We start from the raw sequence: 19,630 nt of genomic DNA on the forward strand, positions 1-19,630 counted from the left end.
TCACCAGTAGGTTGCGTATAGAGCGACCAGGATCGCCAGCACGGCCAGCGAAGCCGCATTGAACGACGGCGCGGTGGCGTACACCACATCGTCGGTACGGATGCGGTCACGGTCTCCGGTGGCGCGTGTGGCCAGCGAAATGCCCACGGCAAGCGCCAACGTCGCCAGGAAGACCACCCCCATCCGGTCCATGAACGGCAACGACGGCCACAGCAGCTTGAACGCCAGCGAGAGCACGAACGAGCCCACCGCTGCGGCCAGTGCACCGGCTTCATTGGAGCGCTTCCAGAACAGGCCCAGCAGGAAGATCACCACGATGCCCGGGGTGAAGAAGCCGGTGAACTCCTGGATGTACTGGAATCCCTGGTCGAACCCACCCAGCAGCGGGCGGGCGGTCAGCACCGCCACGATGATGGCCACCGACGCCGCGATCCGGCCTACGCGCACCAGCCGGGCCTGCGACGCATCGGGCGCGCGCTTGGCGTAGAAATCCAGGGTGAAGATGGTCGCCACCGAATTGATCTTCGAGGCCAGCGACGCCACGATCGCCGCCACCAGCGCCGCGAAAACCAGCCCCAGGATGCCGCTGGGCAGCAGCGCCAGCATGGTCGGGTAGGCCGCATCTGGCCGCTCCAGGCCCGGGGCCAGCATCACCGCGGCAATGCCGGGCAGCACCACGATGGCCGGAATCAGCAACTTCAGGAACGCGGCAAACACCACGCCCTTCTGCGCCTCGCGCAGGTTCTTCGCGGCCAGCGCCCGCTGGATGATGTACTGGTTGAAGCCCCAGTAGCTGAGGTTGGCGATCCACATGCCGCCCAGCAGCACCGACAGGCCCGGCAGGTCCTTGTAGAACGGGTTGTCCTTGCTGAGGATCATCTCGAACCGCTCCGGATGCTGCTGCCAGAGCTGCATGAAGCCATCGCTGACGCTGCCGTCGCCGATTCTGCTCAGGGTGATCACGGTGACCAGCAGTCCACCCAGCACCAGCAGGCATACCTGCACGATATCGGTCAGCGCCACCGCCTTCAGCCCGCCGTACAGCTGGTAGGCCAGCGCGAAGGCGCCCAGCAGCACCAGCGCCACATCCTGGTTCAGCCCTGCCACGCCCGCGATGGCGATCGAACCCAGCCACAGGATCGAGGTGAGGTTGACGAACACGTACAGGCCCAGCCAGAACACCGCCATGACCGTGCGGATCCGGTTGCCGTACCGTTCCTGCAGGAACTGGGGCATGGTGGTGATGCCGTTGCGCAGGAAGATGGGCAGGAACCACTTGCCCACGATCAGCAGCGTGATCGCCGCCATCCACTCATACGACGCGATGGCCAGGCCGATGGCATAGCCCGAGCCGGACATGCCGATGATCTGTTCGGCCGAAATGTTGGCCGCGATCAGCGACGCGCCGATGGCCCACCACGGCAGGCTGCGGCTGGCCAGGAAGTAATCCTGCGCCGATTTCTGCTGGCCGGCTTTCTCGCGCGACACCCACTGCGCAAGGATGAAGATGCCCGCCAGGTAGGCCAGCACGATGCTGATATCAAGGGTGGAAAGGCTCATGGAATCTCCGCAGAAGTCCCACGCGGCGCGCGGGGCGGCAAACTGTTGGGGTCGCCGGCGAACCGGGCTTCGGGTAGGCCGGCGAACCCGGCGTCATCGAGGGAAAGCAGGTGGCCTGCAAGCGGGTCCTGTGCACGGGCGGCGGCATCCATGCCGTCATGCGCGCTGGTGATGAACAGCGTGCGGTGGGCAGGGCCGCCGAAGGCAGGGCGGGTGGGCTGGCTGACCGGCGTGGCAATGGCGCGGTCCTCGGTGCCGTCCGGCCGGTAACGCACTACGCGCGCATCGCCCCAGCGGGCGTTCCAGAGGCCGCCGTCCGCATCGACCGCGCTGCCGTCGGGCTCGCCGGGTTCGGCCTGCAGGTCCACGAACAATTGGGCCGGCCCGAGCGTGTCGCCGTAGTCGCAGCGCAGGATCTGCTTCTGCAGCGAGTCACAGAAGTACATCGTGTCGCCAGATGGGCTGAAGGCGATGCTGTTGGAAATGGCGACGGTGGGTAACGGCAGGATTTCCAGCGTCAGGTCTGCGTTGAGGCGCAGGAAGGGCGCTACTGCCTGTTTGGGGCCCTCGGCAGGTTCATGCAGCTGGCCAAATACAAATCGCCCTTGGCGGTCGCATGCCCCATCGTTTGCTCGCAATTCCGGTAGCGCCGGCCGTTGGCCGGCTCCGCGGGGTGCCGGAGACCCTGAGGGCCGGCCAACGGCCGGCGCTACCGTGTCTGCGAGGTCGCGAAATTCGTTGCGCTCGGGATGGAAGAACGCCAGCCGGGAAGCCAGCGCCAACAACAGCCAGCCATCGGCCTCGCACAGCGCCATCGCGGCCAACCGCTCCGGCATCGGCCAGCGCGCAATCCCCCCATCCTGCGGGCGGTAGCGCCACAGCTGCGACTGCTGGATGTCGGTCCAGTACACCACCTGCTCGCGGTCGCACCACAGCACGCCTTCGCCCAGTGTGTTGCCCGCCGGAACCGCCACGCGCACCGGGCCGGTCACACCCAGCCCCCGTCCACGATGAAGTCCTGGCCGGTGCACATGCGGCTGTCATCGGCGGCAAGGAACAGCGCCGCACGGGCCAGGTCATCCGCACGCAGGTAGCCCGGCAGGCACTGCGACCGCCGCAGCTGCGCCTCGCCCTCCGCATCCAGCCACAGCCGCTGCTGCTTCTCGGTGATCACCCAGCCGGGCACCAGCGCATTGATGCGGATCCGGTCATGGCCCAGTTCGCGGGCCAGCCCGTTGACCAGCCCATGCACCGCGGATTTGGCCATGGCATACAACGGGTAGCCGCTGTTCTTGATCATCCAGCCGGTGGAACCCAGACAGATGATCGAGCCGCCGCTCAACGCGCGCATGTCCGGCGCCACGGCCTGGATCGCGAAGTACTGGTGGCGAAGGTTCACCGCCACGCTGCGTTCGAAATCGGCCACGCCGGTATCGGCCAAGGCATGGCGCGCGTCATTGGCCGCGTTGTTGACCAGCACCGAGAACGGTCCGACCCGTTCACGCGCTTCAACGATGGTCGCCTGGAAGGCGGCGATGTCGGTGATGTCGCAGCGCAGATAGCGCGGCAATGGTTCAACGTCGTGCAGGCTGTCCAGCAATGCCTGCGCACCACCGTCGTCGATATCCAGGAACACCACCTTCGCACCTTGCCGGGCGAAGTGTTCAACGAAGGCGGCGCCGATACCGGTAGCGCCACCGGTGATCAGCACCGCGCGACCTTCCAGACTGGGGTAACGGGTCATCGGCATCACCACTCGGCCACGCTGCCATCGGCATGGCGCCAGATGGGGTTGCGCCAGCGGTGGCCTTCGGCGGCGCGTTCGTCCACGTAGGCCTGGTTGATCTCGATGCCCAGCCCGGGGCCATCCGGAATCCTGACGAAGCCTTCCTTGTAGTCGAACGGCGAGCGGTCCACCAGGTAGTCGAGCAGGTCGTTGCTGGCGTTGTAGTGGATGCCCAGGCTTTGTTCCTGGATGAAGGCGTTGTAGCAGACCGCATCCAGCTGCAGGTTGGCGGCAAGGGCAATCGGGCCCAGCGGGCAGTGCAGGGCGATGGCCACGTCGTAGGCCTCGGCCATGGCTGCGATCTTGCGGGTTTCGGTGATGCCACCGGAGTGCGAAGGATCGGGCTGCAGGATGTCCACACCGCCTGTCTGCAGGACCCGCTTGAAATCGAACCGGGAATACAGGCGTTCACCCAGGGCGATCGGGGCGGGGGAGAGGGCCGCCAGTTCCGGAATCGCTTCAAGGTGTTCGGACAACACCGGTTCTTCAATGAACATCAACCCGAACGGGGTCAATTCACGCATCAACACCTTCGCCATCGGCTTGTGCACGCGGCCGTGGAAGTCCACTGCCAGGCCGATATCGGGCCCCACCGCATCGCGCACGGCCTGCACGTTTTCCAGCACCCGCGTGACCTTGTCGTGGGTGTCCACGATCTGCATTTCTTCGGTGCCATTCATCTTCACCGCCGTAAACCCGCGTGCCACCGCTTCGCTGGCCGCGCGTGCGGTATCGGCAGGACGGTCGCCGCCGATCCACGAATACACGCGGATGCGGTCACGCACCGGGCCGCCCAGCAGCGCGTGCACCGGCACGCCGAGCGCCTTGCCGTGGATGTCCCACAGCGCCTGGTCGATGCCGGCCAGCGCGCTCATCAGGATCGGGCCGCCACGGTAGAAACCGCCGCGATAGAGCACGTTCCAATGGTCTTCGATGTGCCGGGGATCCTTGCCGATCAGGTAATCGGAGAGCTCTTCCACCGCGGCGGCCACGGTATGCGCGCGGCCCTCCACGATGGGTTCGCCCCAGCCGACGATGCCGGCGTCGGTCTCGATGCGGACAAACAGCCAGCGCGGGGGCACCAGGTAGGTGGTGATGGCAGTGATCTTCATGCGTGGGGGTCCGTGTTGGTGCTGTTCCAGGCGTCGATGAACGCGCGCGCACGGCGCGCCACTTCGGCTGGTGGGGTCTTGGGGGCGTACAGGGCCGAGCCGATGCCGAACCCGGCCGCGCCCGCGCTGCGGTAGGCCGCCATCCGTTCGGGGGTGATGCCGCCCACGGGCAGCAGCGCGGTGCCGGCCGGCAGCACGCTGGACCAGGCTTTCAATACCGGGGGCGGCAGCTGCTCGGCGGGGAACAGCTTCAGTGCATCGGCACCGGCACGCAGCGCGGCGAATGCCTCGGTGGGCGTGGCCACGCCGGGCGTGCAGCGCAGGCCCTTGGCGTGCGCGGCGGCGATGACCTCCACATCCGCGTGCGGCATCACGATGATGCGCCCGCCCGCATTGGCCACCTCATCCACCTGGGTGGTGGTGAGCACGGTGCCCGCGCCGATCAGGCAGCGGTCGCCGAGTTGTTTCGCCAGCAACGCGATGCTCTCCAGCGGCTGTGGCGAGTTCAGCGGTACTTCCAGGATATGGAATCCGGCATCGGCCAGTGCGGCACCGACGGCGGGGGCCTCCTGCGGGGTGAGCCCGCGCAGGATGGCAACCAAGGGGAGGGGTTGCATCCAGGCGGTGCTCATGCGGAATCCTTCAGCGAGGGGGTTTGCGTGGGGCGCGGATTCCCTTCAGGTTGGCCCGGGAATCGGCAATCATGTCCAGCATGGCCGCGCGCGCCGCATCCGGCTGCTTCAGCCGGATCGCGTCGTACACGTCGAAGTGGCGCGGCAACGAATACTTGAAGTCCTTGGCGGTCTGCGCCGAGAGCAGGAAGAACGTGCCCAGCGCGGCGTCGATCACCGAGAACAGCGAGCCCAGCAGCTCGTTGTTGGTGGCTTCCAGCACACTTTCGTGGAAGCTCAGATCCGCCTTGGCCCACGCGTCCTGGTCGGTCGCGTCGGCCATCGCCTGGTACGCGGCCTTGATCTTCGCCAGCTGCGCGGGCGAACGCCGCTGCGCGGCCGAGGCGGCCGCCGCAGGTTCGATCACTTCGCGCATTTCCACCAGCTTGTCCACGAAGTCCTGGGTGGGCATCAGCGCGCAGCGCCAGGCCAGGATGTCGCTGTCCAGCTGCTTCCAGAACCGCGGTTCGCGCACCCGCGAACCGGTTTTCTGCTTGGTTTCGATCAGCCCCTTGGAGCCGAGCACCTTCAGCCCCTCGCGAAGCGCCGAGCGGCTTACCGACAAGGTCTGCGCCAACAGCTCTTCCTTGGGCAGGTACTCGCCCGGCTTGATCGTGCCGCTGATGATGCGCTGGCCGATCTCCTGGGTGACTTGGTCGTGGAGGTTGCGTACCTCGATCCGTTTCACAGGCGCCCCTTTGGCTTGGTGCTCCGCAGACTGCGGTCACTCCTATTATCCGACAAAAGGGTGGCATAAAGGGGACGTGCATCGACATGGGGGAGGTCATCATCAGAGCTTGAACCGGAAGCCCATGCCCACGGTCTTGTCCTGGTAGCGGATGTCGCGTGGGCGGGTATCGCCGCTGCCCCAGAACTGGTGCAGGTTGTTGCCCAGCAGGTTGGTGGCCGAGAACACCACCGTGGCACGCGGGGTTACGTCATAGCTGATCGAGAAGTCCAGCGAGCTGGCCGGCTCCACCTGGTCTTCGGTACCGGCCACCGTGGGCTGGGTGAAGAAGTCGATGTAGCGGCTGCGGTAGCCATAGGCCAGGCGCGCGGACAGGCCGAAGTTCTCGTAGAACAGCACGGCGTTGTAGTTGTTCTTGGACACGTTCTGCAGCGGGCGGGAAATCACCGGGCCGCCGATGAACTCCGGGGATTTCGTGTCGCCGTCGATGTAGGTGTAGTTCAACTGCGCGCCCAGGCCGCCCCACGCACCGGGCAGGAAATCGAAGGTCTGCTGGTAGGCCAGCTCCACGCCCTGCAGGTGGCCGCTACCGGCGCTCTGCGGCGAGGACAGCTCGAAGTCTTCGCCGGCGATGACCACGTTGGTGATGTAGTTCTGGATGTAGCCGTCGATATCGCGGTAGAACACACCGGCGCTGGCGTAGCCCACCGGCGAGAAGTACCACTCCAGCGACAGGTCGTAGTTGGTCGACTCGATCGGGCTCAGGTCCGGGTTGCCGCTGCTCGCCACGCCGGCACGATTCACCGTGCCCGGGTTGAGCGAGATCGACGGGTTCAACGCGCCGAAGTCCGGGTAGCTCAACGTCTTGGCGGCCAGCAGGCGCAGCTGCCACTCTTCGTTGAAGTGCAGGTTCATGCTCGCATTGGGCAGGGTATTGGTGTCCTGCGTGTTGCGGGTGATGGCGCTGTACACCCCGGTGCTGGCATCGAAGGAGAAGGCATTGAGCTCACGCTTGATCTTCTCCGCGCGCACGCCCACCAGGCCATCCACGCGCAGGCCGAACACATCGAAATCGTACTTGGCCTGCAGGTAGCCGGCCGACTTGCGTTCTTCGATGTCGTAGAAGCGGCCGGGGTTTTCCGCCGCCAGCCCGTCGGGCAGGCCGTAGAAGTTGCGCAGCGCGTCGGCGTTGCCGATCAGGTAGTCGTAGCACGGGGTCAGGAAGGACTGGCTGAGCGCCGAATTGCCGCGCTTGCTGCAGAAGAAGCTGCTGGCCGGGAACAGCCCCACCACCTGGTTGTCCGGGTTCGGGTTGGCGGTGATGTTGCCGGTGCCCGCGCCGCCCGGCGGCGGGGTGCTGATTTCCACGCTGCCCTTGGCGCTGGCGGTACGGTCGGCATAGCGCAGCCCGAACTGCAGGAAGGCGATGGGGCCATCGAGGAAATCGAACTTGCCATCGCCGCGCCAGCTGTTTTCTTCACCGCGCGATTCGCCCCAGGTCTGGAACAGGCCATTGAGGTAGAAGCGCGACGGATCCATGGCCGGGTTGCCGGCCAGGTACCAGTTCTGGTGCTTGCCCGCCGTGCCATCCCACACGGTGGTGATCGGACCGTTCATGAAGGTATCGATGATGAAGTTCTCATCCCGATAGTAGCCGGAGGTGCGGGTCACTTCGGTGGAGAGGTGCAGCTGGTCGCCGTTCCACTTGAAGCCCAGCGCGTTCTGGATGTCCTGGCCGCGCTGCTTGTGCGCCTGGGTGCTGCTGGCGGCGTAGGTATCGCCGGTCCAGGAGCCGCTGGTGGCGTCGCAGATGGTCTGCCCGGCCAGCGGGCCCTCCAGCTGGTTGGCGTAGCAGTTGTTGCCCACCTGCAGCCCCGTGGGCGGAACAACCCCGACCGGGAAGCTGAAGAGGAACGCCTGGTCGTAGTCGTCGCGCACGTAGTCGTACAGCCCTTCGACGTAGACCTCGGTGTTCTCGGTGGGCTTCCACTGCAGCGCATAGTTGAACGAACTGCGCTTGCGGTCGCCGTGGTTGTAGTTGGTGCCCCAGCCGTTCGGCGCGGCGATCAGGTTGCCGTCGTCGGTCCGCATCGGCGTGCCGTCCGGGTTCTCGAGCACCTTCGGGAAATCGCCCCACACGGCATCGTAGGCGTAGCGCTTGCCGATGTAGCCGAAGTTGACCATCGCGCCGATTTCACCGGCATCGGTATCCCAGCGGTTGCTCAGCAGCAGGCTGGCGTTGGGGTCGATGTCGCCGGTGTACTTGCTGTGCGTGCCGGTCACGGTGCCGGCAATCTCGGCGCCGTCGAAGTCCAGCGGGCGGCGCAGCTGGATGTCCACCAGGCCGGCGATTCCGCCCAGCGGCAGGCTGGCCTCGCTGCTCTTGTACACGTTCAGGCTCTTGATCGCGGTGGCCGGCAGGTTCTGGAAGGCATAGCCGCGGCCGGAGCTGCTGAAGATCTCGCGGCCGTTGAGCGTGCTGATCACGTTGGGCAGGCCGCGGATCACCACGCCGGTGGCTTCACCCTGGTTGCCCTGCGCGATCTGCACACCGGTCACGCGCTGCAGCGCATCGGCCACGCTGTTGTCGGGCAGCTTGCCGATGTCTTCGGCCACCACCGAATCCACCACCATCGCCGCTTCCTGCTTGATCGTCTGTGCGGTCTGCAGGCTCTGGCGCAGGGCGGTCACGGTGACCGTATCGAGATCGACCGCGGTCGGTTGCGCCGCCGGGTCGGGGGTGGCCGCACCGGCATCCTGCGCCTGCGCCAGGGCGGGCAGGGCAAGGGCAGACAGGATGGCCAGGGAAAGCAGGGTGCGGGAAGAATGACGGTTCATGGCGGTATCTCCGGATTCCGGAAAGCAAGCGCGGTGGGTGGCCCGCCATCAGGCGATGGCGGGCGGATGGGTGTCAGAACGCGGGAACAGCGGTGCGCGGGGTCTTGGCAAGGCGGCGGAACAGCTCGGCCTCGCGCGGCCGGTACGGGGTGCCATCGGCCTTGAGCAGGTCGTGGAACCACACGGTCGGCGGCTCCATCGTGTAGGGGCGCTGCCAGCTGTCCCACGGGAAGCGGGTCTGGATGGCACCGTCAACGAAGCCCCAGTTGATCATGCCGATGTTCTCGCGGCGGGCGATGGGCAGGATGGTGTCCACGTTGGAGCCTGCGCCGCGCGCCAGCCATTCGGTACAGATCAGCGGGCGGCCATACTTCTTCAGCTGTGCCACCCGCGAAACGAACGCTTCGGGCTGCTCGTAGTTATGGAAGGTGATTACGTCCGAGCGTTCCAGCTGGGTGCGCTGGATCGCGGTGAGCGAGGCGGCGCCGGGCGACCAGTCGTCGCCGATCCACACACCGCTGGTGAGCGGCTGGGTCGGCTTCTTCGAGCGCGCCCAATCAAAGATCTGCGGCAGCAGTTCGGCGATGCGTTCCTGCTCGCCCTTCAGCTGCTTGTCCATGTAGTTGCCGCCACCGGGGTTGTCCGGCTCGTTCCACAGGTCCCAGGCCAGCACGCGCTTGTCGTTGGCGAATGCGCCTACCACGCCTTCCACGTAGTCACGGAAGTGCTTGTCGTTGGCCGGGTCCACCAGCATGTGGCGGCTCGGGCTCTGCAACCAGCCGGAGTTGTGCACGCCCGGAATGGGGCGGTGCTGCGGGCCCAGCTTCGGATCCGGGTCCCAGCAGCTGTCGAACAGCACCAGCATCGGGCGGATGCCGTTCTTTTCCGCAATGCTCAGGAAGGTGTCCACGCGCTTCAGGAAGCCCTGCGGGTCCTGCTGCCACAGCAGGTCGTGCAGGTACACGCGCATGGTGTTCATGCCGAACTGTTCGTGCGCCCAGCGCAGCTCACGGTCGATCGCTTCCGGGTCGAAGGTCTCGGCCTGGAACATCTCCAGCTGGTTGATCGCATTGGAGGTGGTGTAGTTCGCGCCCACCAGCCACTGCTGCTTCGCATACCAGGCATCGGCCTGGGCCGGCGTCCAGCGCGCAGCATCATCGGCATGCGCCATCGGCGCCACGGCGAGCAGGGTCGCCAGCAAGGGGGAAAGCCACTTTCGCATGGGATGCAACTCCTTCAGTCATGAGCTGCCCGTCCTGGCGTCAACCGGGAGGCGGGCGGTACGTGGTGGTAGCGGTGCCGGTGCGGAGACCGGCGGCTGCGCAGGGCGCGGGATCAGCGGCGGGGTGGGGCGCCGCGGTCCGTGGAGAAGTCGTAGACGATCCGGTTCAAGTAGGTCTCACCCGGTGCCAACCGCGCCGAACCGAACGCCGGCTGGTTGGGCGTATCCGGGAACAGCTGCGGTTCCAGCGCGATGGCATCGCCCTGGCGGTACACGCCGCCACTCTTGCCCACCGTGCTGCCATCCAGGAAATTGCCCGAATAGAACTGCAGGCCCGGCTGGGTGGACAGCAGCGTCATCACCCGGCCCGAGCGCGGGTCGTGCACGCGTGCCACTTCGCGCAGCTCGCGCACCGGCGCCTTGCTGATCACCCAGTTGTGGTCGTAGCCCTGGCCGTGCAGCAGCTGCGGCTCATCGCCACGGCGCAGGTCGCGGCCGATCGGCTTGGCCTTGCGGAAATCGAACACCGTGCCTTCCACCGGCTGCATTACACCGGTAGGAATCAGGGTCGCGTCCACCGGCGTATACGCGCTCGCCGGAATGGTCAGCTCATGCTCCATTGCCGAACCGGAGCCTTCACCGGACAGGTTCCAGTACGCGTGGTTGCTCAGGTTGACGATGGTCGGCGCGTCGGTAGTGGCGCGGTAATCGATCTCGAGCCGGCCATTGCCCTTCAGCGCATAGGTGGCGGTCACGGTCAGCGTGCCGGGGAACCCCATGTCGCCATCGGGGCTCACATGTTGCAGCGTGGCGTGGTCGGCCGTGGCCTCCACGATTTTCCAGACCACCTTGTCCAAGCCGCGGGTGCCACCGTGCAGGCTGTTGGCGCCGTTGTTGACCGGCACCTGGTAGGTCTTGCCATCCAGCGTGAAGCGGCCCTTGGCGATACGGTTGGCGAAGCGCCCCACGATGGTGCCGAAGTACTGCGGCTTGTCCAGCGTGGCCTGCAGGTCCTTGTCGCCCAGCAGCACATCGGCGAACGTGCCGTCGCGGTCGGGCACTTCCAGCGAGTGCAGTGCGGCGCCGAGTGTCAGCACCCGCGCCTGCATGCCGCTGCCGTCGCGCAGCAGGATCGATTCCACCTGCGTGCCGTCGGCGGTCTTGCCCACCACGGTGCGCTCGTGGGCGCCTGCGGCCCCCACCACGGACAGCGCCAACGCGCCGATCAATCCCGCCGTCTTCCCCTTGCCAGCACGCATTGCTCAAGACCCCTCTCGATGTCGTGGAGCGTACAAAAACATATAATCAGACAATAGGCACGTTGCGACGCAGCAAGCTCGTCGGGAGAGGGGCTCAGCGCGACGAACCGGCGATGGCGTGGATGGCGGAAAAGCCTTGAATTACCGCTTCTGCGGACGCCACCACGTGTGCATCAAAGCCCCGCTCGGCCAGCGCAGCCTGGTAGAGGCGGGTGACCGGACCCGAGCCCACCAGCGGCACCGACGCATCCCCAAGGGCAGGAAACAGCGCCATGGCATCGGCAATCTCGGCACCCGCGAGCAGGCCGCGCAGGTAGGAACTGGTCTGGTCGCGGCGCAGTGCGCCACGGATCATGCGCGCACGTACGCCGAACAGCAGGGCCCCCAGCCCAAGCGTTCCCTCCGCTGCGGCACGGACACCCTCGGCGAACGCAGGGCCCGGCTCGCCCGGCCCCTCCAGCACCGAAGCGAGCAGGCCACCGCTGGCCAGGCGGTCGAACAGTTCACCCGACATGGAGGTCATGAAACTCTCAACGCGTCCCTGGCGAAGCTGGATCCACTTGGTGTGCGTGCCGGGCAGGGCGACGACGGCATCGGGGTCTACGTTGCCGGCCGCCAGCAGGCCCAGCAGTTCCGTTTCCTCGCCGCGCATCACATCCGGCGCGCCGTCGACCGCGCGCACGCAGGCCATGCCCGGCACGATGTGCAGCGCAAGCTCGCCAATGCGCGTGGGCACCAGATGCTGCGCCACCGTTTCCGCCCCTGCAGGGCAGTCCACATAGCCGGCATCCACCCACCCCACGTTGGAACCGATCATGCCGGCGGCATATGCGTGGCCAGCCTCGGGCCAGCGCGCCCGGATCTCATTTGCCGCCGCCACCATGCCCTCGCGCTGCAGCGTCGCCACGCCCGCAGGCGCTTCGTGCGAATCGAGCATCCGCCCATCCGCGCCGATCAGGTACGCGCGCAGATTCGAACTGCCCCAGTTGATGCCAATGATGCTGTCGGTGTCGTGCGGGTGCATGGCGGTTCCTTGGGCGGACGAGGTGGCGGTTGCCTATTGTCCGATTATATGTTTTGGTTGCGCGGCACTGGCAAGCCCGCCAGCGCGGCATTCCACGGGAGGGGAACATGGTGAACGGCACACTGCGTGCGCTGGTGGTAGCAGCGCTCCTGCAGGCATCGGCAGGCGCGTCCGCGCTTGGTCCGGCCCACGACAATCCGCTGCTGGACTCCGGCCCCGATCCCTGGATCACCAAGGAAGGGCAGGTGTTCTACTACATGGGCACGCACGGCGATCGCCTCGCAATCCGCGCCACCAGCGATCTGTCGAAACTGGCCGACGCAAAGGAAGTCACCGTGTGGCGTCCGCCGGCGACGGGGCCCAATGCCAGATCGATCTGGGCCCCGGAACTGCATCGCATCGACGGCAAGTGGTACATCTACTACACCGCTGCGGCCAGCGACGCCGCCGAAGGGCAGGAGGACGCGCATCGCGGCGTGTTCGTGCTGGAAAGCAGCAGCGCCGATCCCACCCAGGGCACATGGCACGACCGTGGACGACTGGCCACCGCGCACCCCGGCATCGATGGCACCACATTCACCAGCCAGGGCAAGCGCTACTTCGTGTACTCGCCGTATGTCGGCCCGGACAGCGTGCTGGCCATCGTGGAAATGTCCAACCCCTGGACACTGGTCGGCAACGAAACGATCATCGCCCGCCCTGACCAGGCCTGGGAACGGCAGGGTGGCCGCCAGATCCTCGAAGGCCCGGAATTCCTGCAGGGTCCCAAGGGCGACCTGTTCCTGACCTACTCCGGCAGCGCCTGCTGGTCAGACGGTTACGCCATTGGCCTGCTGCACGCCCCGGCAGGCGCTGATCCGCTGGATGCCAACGCCTGGTCAAAAGCCAAGCAACCCATCCTGGCCAAGAACCCGGCAGGCAACGTATACGCCCCCGGCCACAACGGCTTCTTCCACATGGCCGATGGCACACCGTGGATCATCTACCACGCCAACCCGGGCCCCGACATGGGCTGCACGGCAAAACGCTCGCCCCGGGTGCAGCCCGTCCACTGGGACGCCCAGGGCAGGCCGGTGCTGGATCCCCCGGCAGGACGCGCCCCAGCAGTCACCCCGTAGAGCCACGCCATGCGTGGCTGCCCGGCCACCAGGCGCCGGCCGTCCAACCGACGGCCGGCCCAATAAAAAGGGCAGGGAGCCAACAACACCGCCCCCGCCCGCGCCCAGTCACTTGGGCATCAACACACCATCAATCACATGCACCACCCCGTTGGACTGCCCGACATCAGCGGTAGTCACAGCCGCCTTACCGCCCTTGGCATCCACGACCCACACCTTGCCGTCGGCAAGCTTGACCGTAAGCTTCTCGCCTTCGACAGTAGTCAGCATGCTGGAATCACCGCCTTTCTTCGCCGCCGCCGTGAGCTGCGCCGCGGTGTGCGTGCCGGGAACCACGTGATACGTCAGGATCTGGGTCAACTTTGCCTTGTTTTCCGGCTTCAGCAGCGTATCAACCGTGCCTTTCGGCAGCTTCGCGAAGGCGTCATTGGTAGGCGCGAACACGGTAAACGGCCCGGCCCCGGACAGGGTGTCCACAAGCCCAGCCGCCTTGACGGCCGCAACCAGCGTGGAGAGATTCTTTGCAGCCGACGCATTCTCGACAATGGTCTTGGTGGGGTACATGGCCGCGCCACCCACCGTCGGGTTGTTTGCAGCCGACACACTGGCGGTAGCGAAAACTGCTGCGATGCACGAAGCGATAGCGAGACGCCGAATGGAGTTGTACATGGGTAGGTCCTCTGATCTTGGCGCACAACGTTGTGCCTCTATACCTACGCAGCGAGGCAGCGTTCGGATGCAGTCCCTGGCCTTTGCAGATCGCCTCGAAAGCAAACACGTTCAGCCAGGCACTCACGGCGCTTTCACCGCGTTCTAGAATGGGCGCACGCCTCCACCTCAGCGAGTTCCGAAATGCCGTGGATTGACCTGCGCAGCGACACCGTCACCCAACCCACCCCCGCCATGCGCCAGGCCATGGCCACCGCCGAAGTAGGGGATGACGTCTATCAGGACGACCCGACCGTCATCCAGCTCGAGCGCCTCGCCGCCGACATGCTGGGGAAGGAGGACGCGCTGTTCGTGCCAACGGGGGTGTTCGGCAACCAGCTGGCCGTATTCACCCATTGCCGCCGCGGCGATGAAGTGATCGCCGGCGACGACTCGCACCTGGTCTGGCACGAAAACGGCGCAGCCGCGGTGATCAGCGGCGTGCAGCTGCGCACGATCGCCAGCAGGCAGGGCCTGCTGGAGCCCAGCGAGATCGCGTCACGTATCCGGGTGGGGGAGGACATCCACATTCCCCGCACCGGGCTGATCTGCCTGGAGAACGCGCACGGCAACGGCCGCGTGATCCCGCTGGCCACGATGGAAGCGACCGCCGCCATCGCCCGAAAGCACGGCGTTCCCATCCACCTGGACGGTGCGCGCGTGTTCAATGCCGCCACCTACCTGGGGTGCGACGTCAAAGCCATCACCCAGCATGTGGACACGGTGATGTGCTGCCTCTCCAAGGGCCTGGCCGCCCCCGTCGGCTCGATCCTCGCGGGGCCGGCGGCCTTCATCAAGCGCGCCCGTTACAACCGCAAGCTGCTGGGAGGAGGGTGGCGGCAAGCGGGGGTCATTGCCGCCCCGGGCATTCTCGCGCTCACCGAGATGACGCAGCGGCTGGATGTGGATCACGACAACGCAACGTACCTGGCGCAGCAGTTGGCCGAAGTGCCGGGCATCGAGGTCGACATGGAAGACGTCCACATCAACATGGTGTGGTTCGCGCTACCGGATGGGGTGGATATGCCTCGCCTGATGCAGGCCTTTGAAGCTGCAGGCATACGAGCCAACGGTGCGTACGGCGGCAAGATGCGATTGGTGACCCATTGGCAGATCGATCGGGAAGCCATTGATAGAACCGTGTCAGTGATCCGGAGCGTGGTAGCTGGGTGATCCAGCGGCTCACAGGTACGGACTGGCAAGGACCCGGTAGGGTCGGTCGCAAGACGACCGCCCTCAAACCTGCAACACCCGGTAACGCATGACCTGAAAACGAAGACGTACAAAGAAGCTCACGAACCTCCACCACCACGCTTGATCGAATGCTAACGTCCGCTATCGACTCAGATCGTACCCAAGGTCACGCGAGGCACAGATGCTCAGTAGGCCTGCCAAAGCCAAACGTGCAAAGACGCAGCTCCAGTGTGCCACCTGGGTAGCACTGGCCCTTGCAGTCGCACTGTTGATGCTTTTTCTAGAGTTCGATAGGCCGCTAGGCGACCCTGAGCAAATAGATGCAGTAGTGCTTGGCTGCTACAAGCCCACTGGGCTGTATGCCAGCAGAACGCACGTGAAATGTTGGGTCAAGTTTGGTGCGAAGGGCCTGGATCTGTGGTCCCGTGAGACGCGACCATCGTCCTCTCACGCTACTGTTCTTCAGTTCCGGCGTCGCTACTCTGGTCTTGCGTTTTACCAGTTAGCTGATTCCGCGCCACATTAACATCCAGCTCTTCATGCGAGGTCGAACGTCCGCTTCTGGCCGAAAGCAGACGTCTTTTCTGAAGCTGGCACGTAAGATTTCCGGCATATCAGTCCTTTGCAGACCAAGCCCTGCGGGGCGGCGGCAGCGGCAGGTGCGGCAAGGTGGCCGCCTCCAGCGGAAACGCAGCGCTGGTCGAGATGCGGACAGCATTGCGCACTGCGGAAGGCCCGCTAGTAGCCTCAGATCGCCGGCCTTCAACGCGCCCACAACACTTAAGTAATTATGGAGAAGACGGCAGGGCGGCCGTACGACGGCTCTGCATTGTGGCGCCGCCTAAGCTATCGCGTTCTAGGGCACCGTAACTCCTCAATCTGTCCTTGCACCGAGTTGTCCAACGCCTTGAACGTGGTCGGCAACTGCTGAGAAACGAACGAGTACGCTAACAAATAGTCCTCTGCAGCCTGCGTGCGATTACATATGTATCCACCAACTTCGGGGCTCTTCGTGCACGTGACTTCCAGCGTGTCGTCGTCCATCATGGTTGTTTGATTCGCATTGCTGACGTTCCATAGGAACAGCTTGTTGGCATCCACACTGTCCGGAATTGCGATAATTTTACTACCCAAATGGGTCGCCATCCCCCGTCCCTGAATCGCCGCCATCTTTAGATGCGCATCAGCCGGAAGGTCTCCGAATCGCCTGCCGGGAGAGGACGCCTTATCGCTAACGGAAAGCGAAAGCACATTTTCCTTACCGACGCAGTTCTCCCGTTCACCGTTCCAGCAACCATCTAAGGCAAATCCTCCTTGGACAACCCTTCCTTGGTTGGGTCGGGCAGGCGTTGCGTCAACGTCTCCTGGGACGCAAAAATCTGTAGCCGCGCCATTGATCCTGTACACGGAATCAACCGCGGGAGCACAGCCCGCAAGCGGAAGTACGGCGATAAGAAAGCAGAATCTAGCTTTTGCAGCTCGGGCTTGGGCAGTAATCATAAAATGCTCGCGTAGTCCCGCCAATGTTGTTTATGGCTTTTTCCATTGCGTCGACCTTGAATCCACCGAAAAACGCCTGGATCTGCGCCATTCGCGTTGAATTCCGCCCTATGGATCTCGCCGATTACTCCTCGGTCAAGCTTGACAGGATTCTGTGCGGTGGCGCCCGCATTATCCCCCTCCGGCGGAGATTGCTGGGGCTGAGTTGGGACCATGGATCTTGGTTGGCCAGAATCGGCCAAAAGCGGGCCGCGGAGGAATCCGAGCGGGGCTTCGAGAGCCTCATGGGGCGGCTAAGCCGCCGTCCGACAGCTAGCAGGTCCACGTCCGCATCTGGCCGGAAGCGGACATGACTACCTATGCGGCTGGTCCGGTCCTAACGTTCGCTTTCTAGCCAAGGCGTACATTCATTCGGACAATGCGTCGGTGGGGGGGGATATCCACGCCGGGCATTCTCGCGCTCACCGAAATGACGCAGCGGCTGGATGTGGATCACGACAACGCAAGGTACTTGGCCCAGCAGTTGGCCGAAGTGCCGGGCATCGAGGTTGATACGGAAGACGTCCACATCAACATGGTGTGGTTCGCGCTGCCCGATGGGGTAGACGTGCCTCGCCTGATGCGGGCCTTTGAAGCAGCAGGCATACGAGCCAACGGCACCTACGGCGGAAAGATGCGATTGGTGACCCATTGGCAGATTGATCGAGAAGCGATCGACAGGACCGTCGCGGTGATCCGGATTGTGGTGGTTGGGTGAGCCGGGGAAACGACGGCCACTGGCTCGGCACGCCGTTCGTTGACTGCGGAATATTGAGATTCTCTGCTCCCTAGCGCCGCGTACTTCCGTTTGGCACGACCTGTGGGGCAGCGATGACGCGTTCGGCCTCACGCAGCACAGCATTGCGCATGAACACAGACACAGGTACGCCTTGCACGTTTGCGGCGTGGGTAACAAGCGCCTTGTCCGAAAGGCTCAGGCGCAGGGCGAGACGAATGGCAGCAGTGGGCATGGCGATTCTCCTGTACAGAGTAATCGCCGCACATTGGCAGCGTGTCAACCCTGGACCTTGTCTGCCTCGCCTGGGCCGATGAACAAAGGCCGGCGCGCCACCCAGCCCCGGAAACTGAGCGCAGCGTAGAACAGCTCCACCTCCGTGAACCCGGCCGCCTCCAGCAGCGCAGCCTCATCCTCTTCGGAGATGGCCGGGAGCTTGTCCGCCATGACCGCAACCGACGCTTCGTCGCGCTCGTCCAGAACACCGTCTATCGACGCGAACGCGGCTGAGCGACGTAACCAGCGCAGGCGGGCTTCAGGTGCATAGCTGTGGTGGGCTATCACGAGCACACCGCCAGGCCGAAGGCGCTGCAACAACCCACGCAGGGTCTGCAGCCGCGTATCAGGGTCAAGGAAGTGAAGCGTCAGGAGGCAAGCGGCGCCGTCGAACTCCCGCATCGGCGCATCCTCGATGAGGCCCTCCACCAGCACAACACGCGAGGTGTTCGCCCCCAGGGTCTCCCGCGCAAGCTCGAGCATCGGAAGTGAGGGGTCTACACCGACAAATCGCCAGCCTGGCTGCGCCTTGGCAAAGGCATCGAGCTCCAACCCGCCGCCGGCACCCAGTACCAGCACCTCGCCCGTGGGCGGAACGGATTCCGCCAGCAGGATGTGAGTCATGCGGTGGAGTGCCGCCATGCCAGGCACCTTGGCCTGGGCCGTCTGCTGATAGCTGCTGACTGCGGAGGGGTCCTTGAACGTCGACATGGATACTCAGCCCGAGTGGTCGCTTAATATGTAATCGCAATTGTTACATATAACGAACACGCAGCGCGGCCGGGTAGGGTCGGTCGCCAGACGACCGCCCGGAACCCATCAACACCCGTTGACGCATGACCCCGAACGAAGCCCGGCATTTCTGCGCCTACCGAAGCGCGGAATCGAACAGCTCCTTGGCCTGCCGGATAGCCGCCTGATGCGTAGAGCCCTTGTCAGCTCCCACCTCGCACAGCTTGCCCACCCGCTCACGGCCCAGCGCCGTGCAATCGGCCAGGAAGTCGTAGTGGCCCACCGAAGGCAACACCTGCAGGCGCGCCTCGCCATTCGCATCAGCAATGACCTTGCTGTTGGTAGCGGGCGAGGCGATGCCATCGGCCTCACCCACAACCACCGACACCGGGACCTCCAACCGCGCCAGCTCACCCGGCTCGAACGCCTGGACAATCGCCGGCGCCATCACGAATACCGCGCGAACGTTGGGAATGCGGCGATCCTCCGCAGACTTGGCGACCCAAGGTGCCAGTTCCGGCGTAGCGACCGCCGCCATCCGCCGTTCAAAGGTCATCTCCGGATTCTCGGCCTGCGGCACGCAAACCCCATCCTTGGGCGACGCCTTGCAGAAGGCGACCAACCTGCCCATGTCCGGACGAGCACCGGCAGCCACCAGCGCCGTGAACCCACCGGCGGAATATCCCACCAGCCCCAACCGGTCCGCATCCACATGCGGAGCCACCACAGGATCGGCCAGCACCGCCGCCAGAGCGGCGGCGAGGTCGTCCGCCCGGTTCCACATCAGTATGCTGCCCGCGTCCGTCATCGGGTCCACGCCGTTGTTACCGGGATGGTCCACCGCCACCACCACATACCCCGCGCGCGCCAGGGCAGTCCCAAACCAGCCCATCATGCGGGCACTGCCGCCGTTGCCATGCGACACCAGCAGCAGCGGCCAGCGGCCCGGCGCAGCCGGGGCATCCACGGCAGAAGAGCCCTCCTCGAACAGCGGCGCGCCCGGCGGCCCTATCGTGAGTGGCTGCTCCTTCGCACCCGGCTGTGCCGGGTACCACACCGTGTAGCGCACGCGGTCACTGTGGCCGGCATCGCGCACCGCTGCACTGGCTGTGTGCGCCACGCCATGGGTTTCCCCAACAGCAGGGGAGGGCTGAGCCGACCATGCCA

Annotated in this window: 17 protein-coding genes; 3 read left to right on the top strand and 14 right to left on the bottom strand. The window is 65.1% G+C overall.

The window, feature by feature from the left end; all coding sequences use genetic code 11:
• The 10 genes from QE395_RS09065 to QE395_RS09110 all read right to left on the bottom strand — a co-directional run bounded on the left by QE395_RS09065 (position 1) and on the right by QE395_RS09110 (position 12,160).
• Positions 1-1,560, bottom strand: coding sequence for a sodium/sugar symporter (locus QE395_RS09065; protein WP_210132549.1), 1,560 nt, complete (start codon positions 1,558-1,560; stop codon positions 1-3).
• Positions 1,557-2,552 (bottom strand): SMP-30/gluconolactonase/LRE family protein, encoded by a 996-nt coding sequence (locus QE395_RS09070; protein WP_306988624.1) that lies wholly within the window; start codon positions 2,550-2,552, stop codon positions 1,557-1,559. Before QE395_RS09070 ends, QE395_RS09065 begins: the two co-directional genes overlap by 4 nt.
• Positions 2,549-3,304, bottom strand: coding sequence for an SDR family oxidoreductase (locus QE395_RS09075; protein ID WP_306988626.1), 756 nt, complete (start codon positions 3,302-3,304; stop codon positions 2,549-2,551). The genes QE395_RS09070 and QE395_RS09075 overlap by 4 nt, the downstream gene beginning before the upstream one ends.
• 5 nt (positions 3,305-3,309) lie before the next feature.
• Positions 3,310-4,458, bottom strand: a complete 1,149-nt coding sequence (gene dgoD, locus QE395_RS09080) for a galactonate dehydratase (protein WP_093536565.1) — start codon at positions 4,456-4,458, stop codon at positions 3,310-3,312.
• The gene (locus QE395_RS09085) at positions 4,455-5,090 is read right to left on the bottom strand and encodes a 2-dehydro-3-deoxy-6-phosphogalactonate aldolase (RefSeq protein WP_249834309.1); all 636 of its coding nucleotides are present in this window, start codon (positions 5,088-5,090) and stop codon (positions 4,455-4,457) included. Before QE395_RS09085 ends, dgoD begins: the two co-directional genes overlap by 4 nt.
• Positions 5,091-5,100: 10 nt before the next feature.
• A complete protein-coding gene (locus QE395_RS09090) occupies positions 5,101-5,817 on the bottom strand; it encodes a FadR/GntR family transcriptional regulator (RefSeq protein WP_306988630.1) in 717 nt (238 codons plus the stop codon).
• Positions 5,818-5,919: 102 nt separating this feature from the next.
• Positions 5,920-8,655 (bottom strand): TonB-dependent receptor, encoded by a 2,736-nt coding sequence (locus tag QE395_RS09095; RefSeq protein WP_306988633.1) that lies wholly within the window; start codon positions 8,653-8,655, stop codon positions 5,920-5,922.
• Between the two features lie 73 nt (positions 8,656-8,728).
• Positions 8,729-9,877, bottom strand: coding sequence for a cellulase family glycosylhydrolase (locus tag QE395_RS09100; protein ID WP_306988635.1), 1,149 nt, complete (start codon positions 9,875-9,877; stop codon positions 8,729-8,731).
• Between the two features lie 113 nt (positions 9,878-9,990).
• Entirely contained in the window at positions 9,991-11,136 is a 1,146-nt protein-coding gene (locus tag QE395_RS09105; protein ID WP_306988637.1) for an aldose epimerase family protein, read from the bottom strand.
• Positions 11,137-11,230: 94 nt separating this feature from the next.
• Positions 11,231-12,160 carry a 2-dehydro-3-deoxygalactonokinase gene (locus QE395_RS09110; RefSeq protein WP_306988639.1) on the bottom strand — a complete coding sequence of 310 codons (930 nt, stop codon included), beginning with the start codon at positions 12,158-12,160 and terminating at the stop codon, positions 11,231-11,233.
• Between the two features lie 110 nt (positions 12,161-12,270).
• Between QE395_RS09110 and QE395_RS09115 the strand changes: the two genes are divergently transcribed.
• The gene (locus QE395_RS09115; RefSeq protein WP_306988641.1) at positions 12,271-13,278 is read left to right on the top strand and encodes a glycoside hydrolase family 43 protein; all 1,008 of its coding nucleotides are present in this window, start codon (positions 12,271-12,273) and stop codon (positions 13,276-13,278) included.
• 108 nt (positions 13,279-13,386) lie between these two features.
• On the opposite strand, the gene QE395_RS09120 is transcribed toward QE395_RS09115, so the two are convergent.
• The gene (locus QE395_RS09120) at positions 13,387-13,947 is read right to left on the bottom strand and encodes a fasciclin domain-containing protein (protein WP_306988643.1); all 561 of its coding nucleotides are present in this window, start codon (positions 13,945-13,947) and stop codon (positions 13,387-13,389) included.
• Between the two features lie 183 nt (positions 13,948-14,130).
• On the opposite strand from QE395_RS09120, the gene ltaE reads away from it, so the two are divergent.
• Both ltaE and QE395_RS09130 read left to right on the top strand, forming a co-directional pair.
• A complete protein-coding gene (gene ltaE / locus QE395_RS09125; protein ID WP_306988645.1) occupies positions 14,131-15,159 on the top strand; it encodes a low-specificity L-threonine aldolase in 1,029 nt (342 codons plus the stop codon).
• A 1,939-nt stretch (positions 15,160-17,098) separates the two neighbouring features.
• Positions 17,099-17,437 (top strand): beta-eliminating lyase-related protein, encoded by a 339-nt coding sequence (locus tag QE395_RS09130; protein ID WP_343239316.1) that lies wholly within the window; start codon positions 17,099-17,101, stop codon positions 17,435-17,437.
• Positions 17,438-17,507: 70 nt separating this feature from the next.
• On the opposite strand, the gene QE395_RS09135 is transcribed toward QE395_RS09130, so the two are convergent.
• The 3 genes from QE395_RS09135 to QE395_RS09145 all read right to left on the bottom strand — a co-directional run bounded on the left by QE395_RS09135 (position 17,508) and on the right by QE395_RS09145 (position 19,583).
• Positions 17,508-17,690 carry a DUF1778 domain-containing protein gene (locus QE395_RS09135; protein ID WP_249834300.1) on the bottom strand — a complete coding sequence of 61 codons (183 nt, stop codon included), beginning with the start codon at positions 17,688-17,690 and terminating at the stop codon, positions 17,508-17,510.
• Positions 17,691-17,734: 44 nt separating this feature from the next.
• Positions 17,735-18,442, bottom strand: a complete 708-nt coding sequence (locus QE395_RS09140) for a class I SAM-dependent methyltransferase (protein ID WP_249834299.1) — start codon at positions 18,440-18,442, stop codon at positions 17,735-17,737.
• Between the two features lie 157 nt (positions 18,443-18,599).
• Positions 18,600-19,583 (bottom strand): alpha/beta fold hydrolase, encoded by a 984-nt coding sequence (locus tag QE395_RS09145; protein ID WP_306988649.1) that lies wholly within the window; start codon positions 19,581-19,583, stop codon positions 18,600-18,602.
• Positions 19,584-19,630 lie beyond the last annotated feature (47 nt).

The sequence above is a fragment of the Stenotrophomonas sp. SORGH_AS_0282 genome, assembly GCF_030818125.1.
Classification (GTDB): Bacteria; Pseudomonadota; Gammaproteobacteria; order Xanthomonadales; family Xanthomonadaceae; genus Stenotrophomonas; species Stenotrophomonas rhizophila_A.